At 37.2% G+C, this 18,685-nt stretch carries 17 protein-coding genes; 5 read left to right on the top strand and 12 right to left on the bottom strand.

Annotated features, from left to right (window positions below; translation table 11 throughout):
- Positions 1–30 precede the first annotated feature (30 nt).
- The 4 genes from ACFFUE_RS05215 to ACFFUE_RS05200 form a co-directional block, all read right to left on the bottom strand.
- Positions 31–2,415, bottom strand: a complete 2,385-nt coding sequence (locus ACFFUE_RS05215; protein WP_376833248.1) for a penicillin-binding protein 1A — start codon at positions 2,413–2,415, stop codon at positions 31–33.
- On the bottom strand, positions 2,405–2,881 hold the full coding sequence (locus ACFFUE_RS05210; protein WP_376833246.1) for a gliding motility lipoprotein GldH: 477 nt from the start codon (positions 2,879–2,881) through the stop codon (positions 2,405–2,407). Before ACFFUE_RS05210 ends, ACFFUE_RS05215 begins: the two co-directional genes overlap by 11 nt.
- A complete protein-coding gene (locus ACFFUE_RS05205; RefSeq protein WP_376833244.1) occupies positions 2,874–4,145 on the bottom strand; it encodes a PSP1 domain-containing protein in 1,272 nt (423 codons plus the stop codon). Before ACFFUE_RS05205 ends, ACFFUE_RS05210 begins: the two co-directional genes overlap by 8 nt.
- 185 nt (positions 4,146–4,330) lie before the next feature.
- Positions 4,331–5,266, bottom strand: coding sequence for an IS30 family transposase (locus ACFFUE_RS05200; RefSeq protein WP_376833242.1), 936 nt, complete (start codon positions 5,264–5,266; stop codon positions 4,331–4,333).
- Positions 5,267–5,448: 182 nt separating this feature from the next.
- Between ACFFUE_RS05200 and ACFFUE_RS05195 the strand changes: the two genes are divergently transcribed.
- Positions 5,449–5,727 (top strand): hypothetical protein, encoded by a 279-nt coding sequence (locus ACFFUE_RS05195; protein WP_376833240.1) that lies wholly within the window; start codon positions 5,449–5,451, stop codon positions 5,725–5,727.
- A gap of 158 nt (positions 5,728–5,885) precedes the next feature.
- Here the strand turns inward: ACFFUE_RS05195 and ACFFUE_RS05190 are convergent, their stop codons facing one another.
- A complete protein-coding gene (locus ACFFUE_RS05190) occupies positions 5,886–6,773 on the bottom strand; it encodes a GLPGLI family protein (protein ID WP_376833238.1) in 888 nt (295 codons plus the stop codon).
- Between the two features lie 62 nt (positions 6,774–6,835).
- Positions 6,836–7,591 (bottom strand): Rossmann-like and DUF2520 domain-containing protein, encoded by a 756-nt coding sequence (locus ACFFUE_RS05185; protein ID WP_376833236.1) that lies wholly within the window; start codon positions 7,589–7,591, stop codon positions 6,836–6,838.
- Between the two features lie 277 nt (positions 7,592–7,868).
- Between ACFFUE_RS05185 and ACFFUE_RS05180 the strand changes: the two genes are divergently transcribed.
- The 4 genes from ACFFUE_RS05180 (at position 7,869) to ACFFUE_RS05165 (ending at position 10,839) form a co-directional block, all read left to right on the top strand.
- The gene (locus ACFFUE_RS05180) at positions 7,869–8,930 is read left to right on the top strand and encodes an endonuclease (RefSeq protein WP_376833234.1); all 1,062 of its coding nucleotides are present in this window, start codon (positions 7,869–7,871) and stop codon (positions 8,928–8,930) included.
- Positions 8,931–9,207: 277 nt separating this feature from the next.
- A complete protein-coding gene (locus tag ACFFUE_RS05175) occupies positions 9,208–9,759 on the top strand; it encodes an RNA polymerase sigma factor (RefSeq protein ID WP_376833232.1) in 552 nt (183 codons plus the stop codon).
- A 10-nt stretch (positions 9,760–9,769) separates the two neighbouring features.
- A complete protein-coding gene (locus ACFFUE_RS05170) occupies positions 9,770–10,321 on the top strand; it encodes a hypothetical protein (protein ID WP_376833230.1) in 552 nt (183 codons plus the stop codon).
- Between the two features lie 11 nt (positions 10,322–10,332).
- Positions 10,333–10,839, top strand: coding sequence for a hypothetical protein (locus tag ACFFUE_RS05165; protein WP_376833228.1), 507 nt, complete (start codon positions 10,333–10,335; stop codon positions 10,837–10,839).
- Between the two features lie 53 nt (positions 10,840–10,892).
- Here ACFFUE_RS05165 and ftsZ read toward each other — a convergent pair whose 3' ends face one another.
- The 6 genes from ftsZ to murG form a co-directional block, all read right to left on the bottom strand.
- Positions 10,893–12,752, bottom strand: a complete 1,860-nt coding sequence (gene ftsZ / locus ACFFUE_RS05160; RefSeq protein WP_376833226.1) for a cell division protein FtsZ — start codon at positions 12,750–12,752, stop codon at positions 10,893–10,895.
- Between the two features lie 89 nt (positions 12,753–12,841).
- A complete protein-coding gene (gene ftsA, locus ACFFUE_RS05155) occupies positions 12,842–14,209 on the bottom strand; it encodes a cell division protein FtsA (protein WP_376833224.1) in 1,368 nt (455 codons plus the stop codon).
- 49 nt (positions 14,210–14,258) lie between these two features.
- Complete coding sequence (locus tag ACFFUE_RS05150) at positions 14,259–15,020, bottom strand: POTRA-like domain-containing protein (protein ID WP_376833222.1); 762 nt, start codon at positions 15,018–15,020, stop codon at positions 14,259–14,261.
- Between the two features lie 45 nt (positions 15,021–15,065).
- Entirely contained in the window at positions 15,066–16,415 is a 1,350-nt protein-coding gene (gene murC, locus ACFFUE_RS05145) for a UDP-N-acetylmuramate--L-alanine ligase (protein ID WP_376833220.1), read from the bottom strand.
- On the bottom strand, positions 16,412–17,404 hold the full coding sequence (locus tag ACFFUE_RS05140; protein WP_376833218.1) for a virulence RhuM family protein: 993 nt from the start codon (positions 17,402–17,404) through the stop codon (positions 16,412–16,414). Before ACFFUE_RS05140 ends, murC begins: the two co-directional genes overlap by 4 nt.
- A 6-nt stretch (positions 17,405–17,410) precedes the next feature.
- Positions 17,411–18,517 carry an undecaprenyldiphospho-muramoylpentapeptide beta-N-acetylglucosaminyltransferase gene (gene murG / locus ACFFUE_RS05135; RefSeq protein WP_376833284.1) on the bottom strand — a complete coding sequence of 369 codons (1,107 nt, stop codon included), beginning with the start codon at positions 18,515–18,517 and terminating at the stop codon, positions 17,411–17,413.
- Positions 18,518–18,685 lie beyond the last annotated feature (168 nt).

Below are 18,685 nucleotides of genomic sequence, written 5' to 3'. Positions count from 1 at the left end.
CCTCCCAGCCATTGGAAGGTTTTTAAAAAATTATTGATTAAAATCTACCTCCGAATCTTTATTCAGGTTCTCATTGAGATTTTCTTCTTTTCGTGTGGCATTATTTTGTTTATTGCCACTGCTTTCTTTCGGTTCGGCAGGCGTTGGATTTTTCAGTTCGTCCAGTGTTCTTAGTCCACCATCATCGCCGTAGCCACCGCCTAAGCCTTGCAGGTCAGAGCAATCACCCGTCCAGCCAGATGGTTTGATGAACTTGTCTTCTGGAGTAATTCCTAGCGTTTTATCAGCATAGACCTTCTTCATAAAGATAGCCCAAATAGGAAGTGCCATTTTCGCCCCTTGCCCTTCACCGGTACTCCAGAAGTGGGTGGCTCTGTCTTCCCATCCTACCCAAACGCCAGTGGCTAAGTTGGGCGTCATCCCGATAAACCAACCATCTGAGTTGTTTTGGGTAGTTCCTGTTTTGGCAGCAATTTCAGTTCCTTTCGGAATGCCTCTTCGTCCTAATTCCCCTGAAGCAGTACCATAATCTGCTACGCCTTTCATTATATCTATCATTGTATAGGCGTACATTTCGTTCATCACTTCTCGGGTTTCAGATTTTATTTCTTTGATTACTCTATTGTTAGCATCTTCAATACGCCAAATCATCTCGGGCTTGATGTAGTTCCCGAAGTTAGCAAAAGTACTATAAGCACCTAGCATTTCATAGATGGTAATATCTGAAGAACCTAAAGCCACAGGATAGTCATTCGGGATGTCTTCTGTTACTCCCAAATCTCTAGCCAGTTGGATAACTTTTTTAGGTCCAGTCATTTCTATCAAACGCACCGCCACGGGGTTTTTAGAATGTGCCAAAGCATCTCTCAGAGTAAGGTGTCCACCAGAGCCAGCTACGCTCCAAGACCCTTTGGTATAGGTGGCGTTGGAAATGGTAGAACAAGGCGTAAGCCCAAGGTTCATAATGGCTGCAGCATACACAAATGGCTTAAAGGTAGAGCCTACTTGTCTTTTTCCTTGCTTAATGTGATCGTATTTAAAGTGTTGCCAATTGATGCCTCCTACCCACGCTTTGATTTCGCCAGTTCCGGGTACCATAGACATTAGCCCTGCTTGTGCAATCTGCTTGTGGTATCGGATGGAATCATAAGGGGACATTTCCACTTCTTCCTCTCCATTCCAAGTAAACCTTGTGGTCTTGATGGGTGTTTGGAAATCCATCATAATGGAGTCTTCTGATACGCCCGCAGCTTTCAATTGCTTGTATCTTCCTGTACGCTTCATTGCCTGAAGCATAATGTTGTCTATTTGTTTCTGAGAAAGATGGTAGAATGGTCTTTGCTTTCTGCCTCGTTGCTCATTATCAAAACTTTTTTGAAGCGAAGTAAGGTGTTCTTTAATGGCTTCCTCTGCATATTTTTGCATTTTGGAGTCTAAGGTAACATAAATCTTCAATCCATCTTTGAATAGGTTGAGCGTTTTTCCTGTTTTCTTTTCGTACTCCTTAAGGTATTGGTCTATTTCTTTTCTTAGATAAAATTTATAGTAAGCAGAGTAACCTTCATCAATGGATTTGATAGGCTGATAATCAGTCTTAATAGGCGTGTCTATGGCTTGCTGATAGGTAGCCTCATCAATATAGCCATTATCTCTCATCAGCTGTAGAACAACATCTCTTCTGGATTTTGCTCTTTCTTTATTCCTTAGAGGGTTGTTTTTTGTTGGGTTTTCTAGCATTGCCACAAACATTGCCGATTCTGGCAAGGTCAGTTCGCTGGCTTTTTTGTTGAAATAGATTTTAGATGCCATCTGGATTCCATTGGCATTGTAGATAAAATCAAACTTATTGAAGTACAAAGTAATGATTTCTTCTTTGGTATAGCGTTTTTCCAAGCTTACGGCAACTACCCATTCTTTTAGCTTTTGGAAAGCTCTTTGGACTTTGTTTTGAGACGCCGTTCCTGTAAAGAGCAACTTGGCAAGCTGCTGGGTAATGGTAGACCCCCCTCCTCTCTCTCCACGGAACCAAATGGCTCTTCCTATAGATTTTAGGTCTATTCCAGAGTGTTCTTTGAAACGCTCATCTTCCTTTGCTTGAAGGGCATAGACCAGGTGTGGTGGCAATTGGCTATAGGTAACGGGGTCTGTTTTTTCTTTCTCGAATTTTCCAAGAAGAACACCATCAGAAGAATAAATCTCTGAGGCTACATAGATGTCTGGATTTTCAAGATCTTTCACATCTGGCATCTCTCCGAGAAAGCCTTGGGAAACGGCAAAAAATAATGTCGAAATACCAAGTACTAATGCGATGAGAGACATCCAAACAAGTCTAATCCAACGCTTTACTCCTTTGTTTTTTTTCTTTTTAGGAGGCAGCGGAAAAGTGCTTTTGGTGGTTGTTTTCTTATTTTCCATTGTAGGTTTTAGCTGGTTCTATTTTTATTCCCAAATCTTCTATTCCTTTCAGGGTATCTTGTCTCATCGCGTGTTGTATTTCTATGGTATAAGTTCCATTTTTCGGAAACTGATAATCCATTTTATACTGAAACAAGGTCTCCTTAGTATCTCCAAAACCGCTGCCTATCCACGCACCATTGGGCTGTGCAAGGATATAATTGAGCGTATCCACTATTGGATTTTTTTGGTTTTTCTCATACAATCGGCTGAAAAGACGCAGATTACTATAGGGATAATCGTTGTTATTTCTTACAACAAAGATAATATTTTTAGGATTTTGGACATCAGTGATTTCAAAATTAAATTTTTGAATAGCCTTCTGTTCCCAAACGCCATTGAGGGAATGGATGTACACATCTTCCTCTGTCAGCTGGCAGCTCACAAGCAAGCATAACGGCATCAGTAACGCTAATACTTTACTCATTATTGTTGGATTTAGGTTTTGGTTTCCGATAGTTTTTTCGGTTTTTCTGCTGTGGTTTTCCGCCTTCTGCGTTGGGTTTTCTGTCTTGTTTGGGTTTGGTATTTTTTTCAGGTTCGCTTTTTCGGGTATCTCCAGATTTTGCTTCCCGTTTAGGTTTCCTATTGTTCTTTTTCTTTTTATCAAACCTATTAGGATTGTTCTCCTGAATCAAATCTACCGTTTTTAGAACCGATGCGTTTTCGCTAACCAACTCTTCTAGGGAGGTGGTTTTTTGTCCTTTTTTATTTTTCTGAATTTCTTCTTTTACTTTCTGAATGTCAATACCGTGCCAAGCAATAGGGTTATCAGCATAAGCAAACCACATTTTCTTTTTGAAGACATCTATTTTTATACAGAAGGCTTTTCCTTTTTCGGTATCCAAAGTGGTATTGGAGGAAGGAAAATCCGCCAAAGTATCGAGATAGCTATCCAGCTCAAAATTGAGGCAACACTTGAGTTTGCCACATTGACCTGCCAGTTTCTGAGGGTTGATGCTGAGCTGCTGATATCTGGCAGCGTTGGTATTCACTGATCTGAAGTCTGTAAGCCAAGAGGAGCAACACAACTCTCTACCGCAAGAGCCAATACCGCCAATTTTCGCGGCTTCCTGCCTGAAACCAATTTGTTTCATATCAATCTTGGTACGAAAAATATTGGCAAATTCTTTGATTAGCAATCGGAAATCCACACGGCTATCTGCGGTATAATAAAAAGTGGCTTTTCCGCCATCGCCTTGGAACTCTACATCGGTAATTTTCATTTCTAACCCGAGTCTTTCCGCAATGGCTCTAGCATCTTTTTTTACGCTGTCTTCTCTTTTTCTGGCTTCTTGCCAAGTTTCAATGTCTTTTTGATTGGCAATTCTGTATATTTTCAAGGCTTGGTTTTCGGGAAAGTTTTTTTTCTTCATTTGGATTTTTACCAAACTTCCCGTAAGGCTTACTACGCCCACATCGTGCCCAGGGCTAGATTCTACCGTTACAATACTACCGATACCGAGGGAAAGCTTATTGGTATTCTTAAAGAAACACTTTCTCTCATTCTTAAATCTTACCTCTACATAATCTTCCTCGTTGCTTTTGGCAGGGCTTTTCACATTAGAAAGCCAGTCAAAAACGCTTAATTTATAGCTATTGCCACAGGTATCTACACTGCTGCATCCCGTGGCGGATTTAGTACCGCAAGAATGGGTAGAATCGCCGGATGTTTTGCATCCACAACTCATATTTATTTAATTTTTAAAAAAGTTTATTCCTGCAAATTTAATATAATTTTTTACAATACGCTTGGTAAGTGAGGTAATTGCTATGTGAGGCACATTCAACCCCCAAGTGCAATTTTTAGATTACAAATTTATAGAATAAACTTTTAGGCTCCTCAAAATCTAATGTTAATACTCACTTTTTATTGTTATTGAAATAAGGTGTTCGTGATGTGCTTCGCAGTTCTAGGTCTACGGTTAATTTTATGCTGTATTTCTTTTATTGTTTCTTTGTTAACTTTCTCAAAATAAGTACCTTTCGGGATATATTGCCGAATAAGTCCATTGGTATTTTCATTCAATCCTCGCTCCCAAGAGCAATAAGGATGTGCAAAATAAAAATCACACTCTAATTTTTTACTAATATACTGATGTTCATAAAACTCCAATCCATTATCGCTTGTAATGGTTTTGACAAAATCTTTATAAGGAAGCAAAGCCTCTACCATCGCTTGGGCTAAATTTTTGGCGTTTTTACTACTTAACTTCCTCATTATTAAAAATTTTGTCTTTCTTTCTACGATGGTCAAAATCGCTTCTTTATGTTCTGCCCCGACGATTAAATCTACTTCAAAATGCCCAAATTCTTCATTGCTTAAAACAATCTCTGGACGCAAATCAATGCTTTTTTTGTTTTTAATCACTTCGTGCTTGCCTGATACAGGGCGTTTTCTATGCTTGAGCTGATGGCGAAGATTTTGGTACAAATTCCCCCCTTCTTTCTTGTCTTTTCGGATGTATTGATAAATTCTTTCAATACTTACCATATTGATATTATGTCTTTTACAATACCCCACAATCTGCTCTGGCGACCATTGTTCCTGCCTTATTTTTTCTTCTACAAAAGCTTTTATTTTTGGGGTAAACTTTCGGTTTACGGCAAACCTCTCTTTACGAATGTTGGCTTGTTCTTGGGCTTTTTCTGCATTGTAACCTCCTCTTTTGAGTTTATTACGCCGAAGTTCCCTGCTGATGCAACTTTCGGACACCCCCAATTGCTCGGCAATAAATTTTTGAGATTTATTGCATTTCAGATAAGCTTTTATTTCATACCTTTGCTCCAAAGTTAAATGTTTGTATCCCATTGTTTTTTGTTGTTATTGAACTAAGATATAACATTTTCTTCAAGAGAGAAAGTTTTTCTACTTTCTCTCTTTTTCATTTCGACTACGCCTACATTCAAAAGAGAGAAAATCTATCCCAAAAATTGCACTTACTAATGGAATTTAGGATGAAATCAGGAATCTAAAAAGCGAAATCGCAAGTTATGAAGAAAAAAAACGAAGACATTCGTAAATTACAAGAAAACGAACATATAAATCGTAAAGAATTTGAGAGCATGATTGATAATAGATATAGAAACATATATCAAAATGAAATTAAAGAAGTTGAGAAAGAACTTTCAGATTTTAGATTTACAGTTTCTGAATGTTTAGACGAAATATCAAACATAATAGGACAACAATCCCTGAATAACGAACAAAATAGTAGGATGAAAACTTTAATAAAAAATTTAAAATCACAATGTAATCAAAATTACCAATAACACTAGTAGTATATGGTTTTCCTTTCTCAGCACTACCTTCAAAACAGAAAAAATATTCTTCTTTAAGCTTTGATGCTATCTCCAAAGCCCTCCAATAAAAAAAGAGACAGGAAACAATTTTCCCATCTCTTTCCATTTATAATTTATGAATATGAAATCTATTTTTTCCCTTTGCCTTTAGGAGAGGTACGCTCTACAGGATTGTTATTCTCATTGAGGTATTGTTTTAGCTTCGCTTCTTGGTCTTTCAATAGCTGAGCCATAGAAGTTCCATCTGGCATTTTAGCTTCCGCTGGAATCTGAGCAATCTGGCTTCTGATGCTTCCAAAAGGGTCCTTCTTGTAGTTTTCATACAACTGCTCAAAGCGTTCTCTGCTCACATTCAAGGCATTGCCTTTGCTTCCATAGAATTGCTTCATCATCTTCTCAGAGTAAGATTCTTCTTCATAGTTAGCCTCTTTTTTATTACCTTTCAACTCCCAAGAGTAGTGTTTTTCGCTATCTTCCACTTTTACGATAAGCCCTGGCAATCCGTGAAATTTATATGGCCCATCTTGAAACGGAATATCCGTAGAGAACCACGCCGTCCATTCTCTTCCTCCAAATGAAGTGGTAGCCTTTTGTGCCTTATACTCTCCTATCTGAGCTTTTTCTGGATTCACTTTCCAATCTAGTTTCAATTGCTCTTGATAAGACACTTTATCTTGTAGAATATTTTCGGTGTAAGTAACCTCCATATTAGGATAAGTCTTGGTAACTTTGTATGCAAATTTAGGCTGCTTGATGGTTTTAGAAAGGTCTTTGAAAGCTCCAGATTTCATCATCTGCTCCACCTCTGCTTTTAAAAGAGAATCTTGCGAAACCATTAGATAATCTTGGTAGATAGATTTATCTTTCACTACATCTAAGATGGTCATTGTTTTATGAATAGAATCAGATTCCTTACCAGGTTTATAAGTCAGTTCATAGAAGAATCTATTAGCCGTTGTTTGTGCATTAATAAGAAATGCCATAGCCAAAAAACAAGCTGCAAATATTTTTTTCATAACAGATTTTTCTCTATTAGTAGCTTGTAGTTTTACTTTGTTACACTTTTTTTGAAAAAAAATTATTCCAACCGATACATTTTCTGGATGGAGGCATTCAGCATTTGGTATAGTTCCAAGTATTCTGAATCTGCTAACAATACTTCGTGAAGTGATAGAACGCGTTTATCATTTCTTACTGCAGGTCCCGTTTGAGCCTCTTTAGGATGAAGATGATGGATTTTCTCCACCGTTTCATCAATCAATGGAAGAAAAAAATCAAAAGGAATCTGCTGGGAATCTGATATTTCCTTAGCGATGGAAAACAGATGATTTACAAAATTGCAAGAGAATACCGCTGTAAGATGGATGTATTTTCGCTTTTCATAGTTGGCTGCCATCACCTTCTCAGAAATACTCCTCCCTAACTTTTCCAATAGGTTGAAATCGGTTTCTGATTCGGTTTCAATGAAGAAAGGAATTTGGCTATAATCCAAATCTTTCGTTTTTGAAAAAGTCTGCAAAGGATAGAAAGACGCTTTACGATAGTTACCTTGTAGCACCTCTTTAGGCAAAGAGCCAGAAGTATGAGCCACAAGACAATCTTCTTGGGTAATATAGCGAGAAACTTCCTCTACCGAAGCATCGCTAACGGCAATAATATACAACGCCGCCGATTCTAACCTCTCGTGAGAAGAAGGAATTTGAAACTCTTGCGAAAACATTTCCAAAGCCTTTTCATTTCTTCCAAAGATTTGTTTTACAGGGATTTTATTTTGAATTAAAGCCTTGGTTAGATGATAGGCTACATTGCCCGTCCCGATGATGATGATTTCCATTCAGCAAAGATAGATAATAAAAATAGCTGGATAAATTTAGCTTTAAATACAATTCTTTCCAATATTAAACATTTTTACAAAATAATCATTTAATTATATTCTAAATAATTAAAAAACATTATCCCAATGTTAAATTTATAACAATCAATCAAATCATAATTTCATTAATCCTATTTCAGAATATGATTTTTAACCATTAATTAATATTTAGACGTTGGTTTTACCTCTAATTCTTAGATAATGTTTGTAAATTTGCCCATATAAAAACTTGAAAATTATGACCAGAAATTTATTATTTTTACTTTTCTTACCATTTTCATTATTGGCTCAGATTCCTCAGTATTATAACGAGGTAAACTTCCGAGAAAACAAAGAATTGATAAAACAACAGATTGCCTATCTTATTACTAGGACACATAATGAGATTGGTTATAAAAAAGTATGGGATGTATTAGACAGAGCAGATGAAGACCCAGAAAATCCTAAAAATGTTTTGCTGCTCTATGGCTATGAAACAGGTAATGAATCTTCTAAATTTAGTAGAACCAGAAGTAAAGAAAGTAAACATCGAGGAGGTTCCAGCAAAGGTAAATGGAACAGAGAACATGTCTATGCAAAATCATTGGGCACACCGAAATTGATAGGGGAAGGAGATAAAGTAGATGCAGGCTCAGATGCACATAATCTTAGAGCATCAGACGGCTCGTTCAACTCTACCCGCAGAGATAAAATCTTTGAAGATGCCCAAGGTATTGCCAGAAGCCTCTCTAATAACACTTGGTATCCAGGAGATGAGTGGAAAGGCGATGTGGCAAGAATCATTATGTATATGTATATGCGTTGGGGAACTAGAACAAAGGCTAACAATATTTCAGCAAGTGGAAACACAATCTACAAAGTACCAGATATGCCAGACCTTTTTCTAAAATGGAATATAGAAGACCCCGTATCTGATTTTGAAAGAAATAGAAATGAACAAATTTTTTATACCCAGACCAATAGAAATCCATTTATAGACAATCCTTATTTAGCAACTTTGATTTGGGGTGGAGATAAGGCAGAAGACACTTGGGGATTAGAACAAATACTTTCTACAAATGATATTTTTGCTAAGGAAGAGACATTGGCAATCTATCCATCGGTAGCGTTCCCAAGCGAAACGATTTCTATAAGCCAAAAGGTTAATCATATCGGTATTTTCAGTATGGAAGGGAAATTGGTTCATCAGGCAACTAATACTCAGCAATTTCCAGCACCATTGCAAAAAGGAGTTTATATTGTGAAAATGCTTTCAGCGGAGAACAATAAACCTATTACCAAAAAAATGATTGTAAAATAATTTACGAATAAAAAATCATTGAGATATCCTTGAAAAAGTTTTGTGAATCAGATTCATAAAACTTTTTTTCATTATCATTAGTTTGAATTAATCCACGATATTATTAATTCATACAAAAATATTTATAACTTTGTTTTACAAACCAAAGGCAATATTTGAATAACCTTTTTAATTTCACAAATCAAAATATTTTCTATTTCATTCATTTAGGTTAAATTTAAAGCGAATTTAATTTAACCTTAGTACAAAAATCTAATCCAACCAACGATAGCATCCTATGAAGGTAAAAGACGCAGAAATAATTGCAATGATGGCGGATGAACGAAGCAAAGAAAAAGGGCTTCGTGCAATGATGGATGCCTATCAGAGTAGATTGTATTGGCATATTAGGAGGCTTCTGGTGGTGCAAGATGTCTCGCAAGATGTGCTTCAGGAGACCTTTATCAAAGCGTACCAAAATTTTCATCAGTTCAAGCAAGACAGCCAGCTTTACACTTGGCTTTATAGAATCGCTACCAATGAAGCTCTGCAACAGCTTAACAAGATGAAAAAAATGCAAAAAAGCGATAAAGATGCAGCATATTATATGCAAAATTTGGTAGCAGATAATGCAATGGCAGATGCAGAGGATATTCAGATTTTATTGCAAAATGCCATACAAAGCCTTCCAGAAAAGCAGAAACTGGTCTTTACTATGCGGTATTATGATGAACTTCCTTATGAAGAAATGAGCCAAATATTGGATATGTCGGTAGGTACTCTGAAAACCAATTACCACTATGCCAAACAGAAGATAGAAGATTATATTAAACAAAATTATAAAGATTAATTTTTTGAAAATGAATCATTTTGATATAGAAAAATTAAATCGTAAAAACATTTATAAAACCCCTGAACAGCTTTTTGAAAAGGTGCAAGACAATGTACTGAAACAAACTGTTGATGCAGAGAAAACCACACACACTATTGGCGGTAATAGAACGCTGTGGTACGCTATAGCCGCCGCGGTAGTCTTACTTTTTGGTATAGGATTATTCATTACATCCATCAGTGATACTCTGCCCAACGATGCCTTGGCTCAAACAGAGGGTACCGATACTGCCTACAAAAGTAATGTAAAGCAACCCTATCACAAGATTTCCCCTGAAAATGATGCCAAAACCGAACTTTCGGAAATCAATCCTATTGTAGAGAATGAACCATATCTTGCTCAAAACGAAACCTCAACCAAGATACAGTCTCCAGTCACCAAAACAACCAATACAAAAAGAAATAACAACGCTACGAAAACAACGGAAAATGTAGAGCAGATTGTAGCGTCATTTACCTCAGCAGACATTACCGAACTATCCAAAGAAGCAGAGGTAGATGTTTATCTAGACCTTTACTAAAAATATACCATATGAAACAGATATCATTAGCCTTTATTTTCGTTTTGCTTTCATCTTCACTAATGAATGCCCAGTTTAGAAACGATTTTAATAATCCTAAAACAGATAAGGATACCAAAACCGTAAGAGAACTTCCTAATGAGGAGAGAAAAGCAATGATGAAACGCTTGCACGAAGAAGCCCTTTTGGAAAGCCTGAAAATCTCCGAAAGTAACAAAGAAGCATTCAAAGCTCTCTATGGAGAGTATTATGATGCCCAAAGCAAAATAAAATCAAACTTCAATAATAATTTTGACCCTGAAACTCTTAGTAACGATGAAGCTAAACGAAAGCTGGAGGAAAGCTTTAATTTGGGACAAAAATTAATGGATAATAGAAGGGAATATGCTAAAAAAATGCAAACCATTTTATCCCCTCAGCAAATCTTAAAACTCTTTCAAAACGAGGGTAAAATGCGACATAAGGTGCTAGACCGAAAGGTAGAAATGCACGGAAATAAACCTCCTCATAAAGAATAATGCAATAATAAAATAGCCGTCTTACAAAGTGTAAAACGGCCATTTTTTTAATATTAATCTACATCTTTATTCAAAAAACGATTTTCTCTCAGTTGTGTTCTTCCATCTTTTTCTGAAAGGAAAGTACTGATATTCTGTTCAGAAGCGTTAATATTATTGATTTCAATATTTTTTCTTCTGAAAGCAGGAATGGTTTCAAACTCATTGTTATCATCAAAGTTTTGATAACGAGAATTGAACTCCTTCAGCTTATTCCTTCTCTCGTTCACCTTTTCCATATTGGTAGGTTTGCTGATGAAAGTAAAGGTTTCCTTGGTTTCCTCCACCTTCACTTCTTTCACTTCTGGAATCTCTACAATGGCTTTAGGAGCTTCTATTTCCTCCTCTTTCACCTCTGGAGATTCTATTGTTTCCACCTTAAATTCAGGTGCTTTTTCTGTTTTGAAAAAAGGCAGATTTTCCTCTGGTTCATTAACCGCAAAGCTAAATTCAATTGGCTTTTCTTCTATCAAAGAAGATTTAGGGGTCTCCTCTACTATTGGTTTTTCAAACTCAAAAGAGAAAGATTGAGTATCTTGTTCTTCTTCAAAAGCTGCATAATTGAACAAATCTGGTTCTACAACCGATGTTTCTTCATAAGAAAACTCTGGCTCTCCATTGTCTTCATCCAAGTACATTACTTGGGTATCCACCTCCTCTACTATCTTGGCTTGTACAGGTATTACTGCTTTAAACTGCGGTGCCGCATCTTCCTCATCATCTAGTCTGAAGACATTTTTAGGCTTAAATTCACCTGCCGTGCTGTGCTCTCTTTCTTCCTTAGTAAGAAACGGCGAGCCTTTATGAGCGGGCTTTTTTTGAGAAGCATCTTGCAGATTGTAATTGATTTTTTCAGTAGTTCCACTATGGATAGGTGCTTCCTTTGCAAAACCTGTTGCAATCACCAATACTTTAATGGCATCTCCCAACTCTTCATCTGTTCCCACACCAAAGATAATATTGGCATTATTATTACCTCCAGCTTCAGTCTGTACATAATCGTTGATAAGTCCTATTTCATCCATTGTTGCTTCGTGAGCCTCATCTGAACCACTTAATATCAATAGAAGGACATCTTTAGCCCCCGTGATTTTATTATCGTTCAATAGTGGGGAGTCTAATGCTTTTCTTACCGCCTCTTCTGCTCTTTTCTCACCTGTAGCAATCCCTGTGGACATTAGGGCAGTACCAGAGTTTTGAAGCACAGATTTAGCATCTCGGAAGTCGATATTAATAGCAAACGGAGCGGTAATCACCTCTGCCATACCTTTGGCAGCATTGGTAAGCACTTCATCTGCTTTGGAGAAACCTTGCTTGAAACCAAGATTTCCAAATTGCTGTCTCAATTTATCATTATTGATAACAATAAGAGAATCTACATTGTTTCTTAGTTTTTCTAATCCGCTTTCGGCTTGCTCCAATCTTCTTTTGCCTTCAAAAGTGAATGGTACAGTAACGATACCCACGGTGAGGATGCCCATTTCCTTGGCTACTTTGGCTACTACAGGTGCAGCTCCCGTCCCAGTACCACCTCCCATTCCTGCGGTAATGAAAACCATTTTGGTATTTTGTCCCAAAGCAGCTTTGATGTCATCTATACTTTCAATTGCGGCTTTTTCTCCCACTTCTGGGTCTGCACCAGCACCAAGTCCCTCTGTAATGGAAACGCCAAGCTGCACTTTGTTGGATACGGGATTATTATTCAATGTTTGAGCATCGGTATTGCATATCACGAAGTCCACCCCGTGTATTCCTTTCTCATACATATGTTTCAGGGCATTATTACCACCGCCACCTACGCCGATAACTTTTATGATTGATGAATTACCCTTTGGTAAATCTAATGTAAATCCTTGCATTCCTATGTTGTCCATTTTATATATTTCGTTGAAAAATCTAAATTACTATTTTTTTTCGCTTTTTGATGAAAAATTTTGTGTTTTTTATTTTTTTAGAGCGATTTTTATTCTTCTACTTCCTCAAAAAATTTTTTTACTCTATCCAATAAGCCTTGTCCCAGAGTAAGTTTTTTTTGATTTTTAGCTTTTGCCACTTCCTCAATGGTAGGTTCTTCCTTTTGAATCGCCTCCTCTATTTCTGCATTTACTTTTTCTACTGCTGGTTGTTCTGGCGATATATTATCTTCCTCCTCCTGAGGGAGTTTTTTATCTCTAATTTTCAAACTCTCCATTAGAAGTCCTATACCTGTGGCATATTCTGGACCTCTAAGGTATTGATTTTTATCGTTAGAAATGTATTCATTAGCATAGCCTAGTCTGCTATCAAACCCTGTGATATAGTTGGTGAGCTGTCGGATATGCTTCAGGTTGGTTCCCCCTCCTGTGAGTACAATCCCCGCAATGAGTTTTTTCTTCTGCTCAAAAGCACCATAAGCCTTAAGCTCTGTATTAATCATCTCTAAAATCTCCTCTACTCTTGCCTTGATGATTTCTGCTAAAGTCTTCACAGAGATTTCTTTATCTGGTCTGCCGTGCAAGCCTGGAATGGTAACGAAGGTATTTTCTTTCTCCATCTCTGGCATTGCCGAGCCGAATCTCACTTTCAGTTGCTCTGCGTGCTTTTCTATGATGGAACATCCTTCCTTAATATCTTCTGTAATGATACCACCTCCATAAGGAATGACACAAGTATGGCGAATGATATTATCTTTAAAAATGGCAATATCTGTAGTACCGCCTCCAATATCTACAATAGCAACACCTGCTTCTTTTTCTTCTTTAGTAAGTACAGCTTCTGATGAGGCTAATGGTTCTAGAGTGAGGGCTTCCATCTCCAAGCCTGCTTCACGCACGCATCTTGCTATATTTCGGATGCTTCCCATCTGCCCCACTACCACGTGGAAGTTGGCTTCAAGGCGTTTACCGTGCATCCCAATGGGCTCGTGGATTTCCCCTTCAGAGTCTATTTTATATTCTTGAGGTAAGACGTGGATGATTTCTTCCCCAGGCAGCATCACCAATTTTTTCACTTGGTCTTTAAGGGCTTCTATATCATCTTCATCGATAAACTTGTCTGGATTTTCTCTCATAATGTAATCCGAATGTTGCAACGAGCGAATGTGCTTCCCTGCAATCCCTACCGTTACTTTGGTAATGGATACACCTGCACTTTTTTCGGCTTCGCTCACAGCGGTACGAATTGAAGCAATGGTCTGCGAGATATTATTGACAATACCTTTGTGCACACCAAGGCTTTTGGTTTTACCTACGCCCAACACTTCTATCTTCCCGTGGCTATTCCTACGCCCAACGATGGCTACAATCTTCGTTGTTCCGATATCTAACCCTACTGAATACTCCTGATGCTGCATAATCTGACTCTGATTTTAACTGATTATAATTCCTTAGTGTTTTTTTATATTAATTTTTAGATTCTTCTTTTTCTTCTTTTTGATAATGTGGATTGAGGGTTGTTACAATCTGATTATCAAATTTTACGGAAACTTTGATATATTTTTTTGGATTCTGATATATCAAAAATTTTTCAACAAATGCTTTAAATCCTTTTATTTTAAACTCGAGGTTTTCCAAACTTCCTATTTCCACATCAAAATTTCCATCGGTAGTAAGTAGATAATAGTCGTTTTTTATCTTTTTTATTCCAATAAAGAATTTTTTACTAAAATCATCTTGATGAATGATATTAACAAACGCTATCAAATCCTGATACTCGCTGCGTTTTACATCACCTACCACCAGCATTACAGGATGAGAATAGTTTTTAGAAATCCTAAACTCATTAGCCTTCTTATCTACATAGAAAGTTTCTCCATTTCTACTAAGTCTAAACGCTGGTATCTTCTGCGATATATCCACATTGAGATGTCCATTGAGATTAAGATAGACATTGGCACTATCCACAGACGGAAAGCCATTCACTTCTCTCTCTAGTTCTGGAATGTTGATATCTCCAATCTTTCCCGTAGGATTAGATTTTTTGATGAAATCTTTCACATCTTTTTCATCTATGAAATAGACTTTCTCCTCTGGAGTTGGGTAGAGCATATTGACTGATACGCTACTCAGTTCTGCCTCATTAAACCGTTGCAATGAAAAACTCAGTAAAAATCCGAAGATGATTACTGTACTTAATATTTTTAATATTCTGTATTTGTTTTTCATTAATTTATTTTATTCAAACGGTTTATCTTTCAATTATTTAAATCGTTACTTCTCTCCAAGCCATTCCACAATTGGGTCGTATAGGGTATCTATATTTCCCGCTCCTACGGTAAGGAGAATATCAAAATGTTTACTTTTAATTTTCCCAAATGCTTCCGAAAGGGTAGAAATTTCCTTATTCTGCAAAGTTACTTTTTTTAGCAACCAATCGGAAGTAATTCCTTCAAAATTTTCTTGTAATTCTCTTGCTGGGTAAATATCGAGCAAAATGAGTTCATCGGCTTGGGACAAACTCTCTGCAAAGCCCGCTGCAAAGTCTTTTGTTCTACTAAACAAATGTGGCTGAAAGGCAACCAAAAGTTTTTTATCTGGGTAAAAAGTTCGGATAGAGCCTATCACCGCATTGAGCTCCGTTGGATGGTGGGCATAGTCATCTATATAAACCTTTCCATTGGAAAATGTATGCTTGGTATAGCGTCTTTTAATGCCTTTAAAATTTGCCAATGCTTTTTTCAAAACTTCTATTTCTACACCCAAATTATGCAATATTGCCAAAGCTCCTGTGGCATTTTCTACATTGTGAATCCCCGGTATTTCCCAAGAAAAGCGATGAATTTCGCCATTGGGCAAATGAAAATCGAAGGAAATCTGGTCGCCCTCCATTTTGAGATTATCCGAAAAATAATCTGCCGCTTCATTCACCACATAGGTCTTTGCATTTCTGTGAATATCAATTCCTTTTCTTACAAAAAGTTGTTGGTCAGATGGTACTAAGTTTGCAAAATCATTAAATCCTTGCTCTATGGTAGAAGTATCTCCGTAGATGTCCAGATGGTCGGCATCGGTGGAAGTAATCAACGCCCAATCTGGAGAGAGATTGAGGAAACTTCTATCATACTCATCGGCTTCTAGGACGGAATATTCATTACCATTGAATAGGAAATTAGACCCAAAATTCTCTGAAATACCTCCTAAAAATGCTGAAAATGGTAAATTGGCTTCCTTACAAAGGTGAGCTACAAGGCTGGAAGTGGTGGTTTTGCCGTGTGTCCCTGCTACTGCAATACATTGAGTATTTTCAGTAATCATTCCCAAGACTTTGGCTCTTTTCAGAACTTCAAATCCTTGGTTTTGAAAATAATCCATTATGCCCAACTGCTTAATGGCAGGGGTAAAAATCACCAAAGTATCCTCTTTTTTTAGTTGTTTAATTTCATCGCTGATTTCATCTTCAAACGCTATGGCAATGCCTTCGGCTTGAAGTTTTTTGGTAAGTTTGGTTTCGGTTTTATCGTAGCCCAAAACTTTCTTCCCAAGAGAGTGGAAATATCTTGCTAATGCGGACATCCCAATCCCTCCGATACCGATGAAATAGAAATTATTATACTGTTTCATTTTTTAGTTTTTTTCATTTCTTTTTGTAAAGTGTTGATGACATTAAGATATTCTCTTTCTACATCTACAAGCATTTTTGCTTTGTATTTTTTATATTCCTTCACAGCCTTATCTTCTGCTTGCTTACTTGATATTCTTCCTGCATTATCTAATACTTTTCTACCAGCCGATGAAAGAATATTATCCAATTCTTTCACAAAATCTTCCATCTTCATTTCTCTTTCTTCAATAGCGTTGAGTTCTACCAAATCAAAATAAGCCGAAACTAAATTGTTCAATATCCTCAACTCTTGCTCTGTGAGATAGTTTTTTGCGATCATTGCTTCTGCTTGTGTAGGCTGATTTCCCTTAAAGTTGGTAAGTCCTGCAAAAGGTTTATCGCTATCAACTCTAAAATAAATTACTTCACTTGCGGTATTTCCGTGTGCTGCATAGTGTAATTTATTCTGAACCATCTTAAAAAAAATAAGACTTGTTTCACTTTTAGGATTATAATCCACAGCTGTTGTATATAACTCCAACACCTGTCTGTACATCACCTTTTCGCTTGACCGAATTTCTTTAATCCTCGCTAATAACTCCTTCCAATAGTTCCCTCCTCCCAGATTTTTCAATCGTTCATCATTTATCGTAAAACCCTTTACAAGATACTCTTTGAGTCTTTCTGTTGCCCAAATTCTAAATTTAGTCCCTTGAATAGATTTTACACGATAGCCCACTGAAATAATAACATCAAGATTATAATAATCTACTTGATAAGTTTTATTATCCGAAGCAGTTGTTGCAAAATTTGCAACAACTGAATCTTGTTGTAATTCTCCTTCTTCAAAAATATTTTTAATATGCCTAGAAATGGTTGATTTATCTCTACCAAAAAGTGTCGCCATTTGATCTACGGAAAGCCAAATACTCTCTTCTTCTAGCTTTACATCAATCTTTATAATGCCATCTTCGGTTTGATAAATCAATATTTTACTCTTGTAATCCATTTTCTTCTATATCCTTAGCTTAAAAATCTCATCTACAATTTCCTTTGTGGCATTTGGTCTGGCAAAATAACCTAAATTTTCGCCCATCTCTTTTCTCAACGTTTCGCTTTCGCAAATTTCCATCAAAGTTGCCCAAAATTTCTCTTTCATTTCTACATCTTTCACCATTTTGGCAGCGTTTTTATTCACCAGCGTTAGAGCATTCTGTGTCTGATGGTCTTCAGCTGCAAAAGGAAACGGTACCAGCAATATTGGCTTTTGAGCCACAGAGAGCTCCGAAATGGCAATGGCTCCTGCACGAGAGACAATAACATCCGCAGCAGAATACGCCAATGGCATATCTGAGATGAACTCACTAATTAGTTGATGGTTGATGGTTGATGGTTGATGGCTTATCTTCTCATTGCTCGGTGTTTCGCTTCCTTTAGAAGACAGAACACTCTGCTTCCCTGTTTGCCATATTAGCTGAATATCTTTTTCTGCTAACTGAGGAAGATGCCTACTCCAAGCGTCATTCAAAGTTTTTGAACCCAATGAACCACCTACAGAGAGGATGGTGAGCTTATCTTTATCTAAACCTAATTTTTCCTTCGCCAAAGCGGCATCTACTCTATCGGTAATGATGTTTTCACGGATGGGATTTCCCAGAAAAAAGGTCTTTGCTCCTGAGAAAAACTTCTCCATATCAGGATAGGCGGTGAAGACGGCTTTTGCTTTTTTAGCCAAGAAAAGATTGGTCTTCCCTGGCAAGGAATTTTGTTCTTGAATGAAAATAGGTACGCCCATCTGCGAAGCAACAAACAACGCTGGTCCACTGGCAAAACCTCCCGTTCCTACCGCAAAATCAGGTTTGAACTGCTTGATGATTCTCCTTGCTTTTAATAAACTGGAAACAATTTTGAAAGGAAGTTTAAAATTAGCGAAAAGATTTCCTCTATTAAATCCTGCAATGTTTAGCCCCTCTATTTTAAACCCTGCCTGAGGCACTTTTTCCATTTCCATTTTGCCATTGGCTCCTATGAATAGAAACTCGGCATTGGGAAATCTTTTTTTAATTTCCTGAGCAATCGCCACCGCTGGGAAGATATGCCCTCCCGTGCCGCCACCGCTCATCAGAACACGAAGACCAGCCTGTTGTCCTCCGAGATGGGAATGTTGATTAGAAGATGTTTTTATATCCGTTTGCATATTTTGTTTATACATTATTAAATCTTATTCTAAAAAAGCTCTAAAGGTTTTGGCAAAAAGCCCGCCACCTTTTTCAAAAAGCAGGCGAGGTTT

The sequence above is a fragment of the Bergeyella porcorum genome (assembly GCF_042427575.1).
Classification (GTDB): Bacteria; Bacteroidota; Bacteroidia; order Flavobacteriales; family Weeksellaceae; genus Bergeyella; species Bergeyella porcorum.
This window is presented reverse-complemented; position numbering and strand designations above follow the sequence as displayed.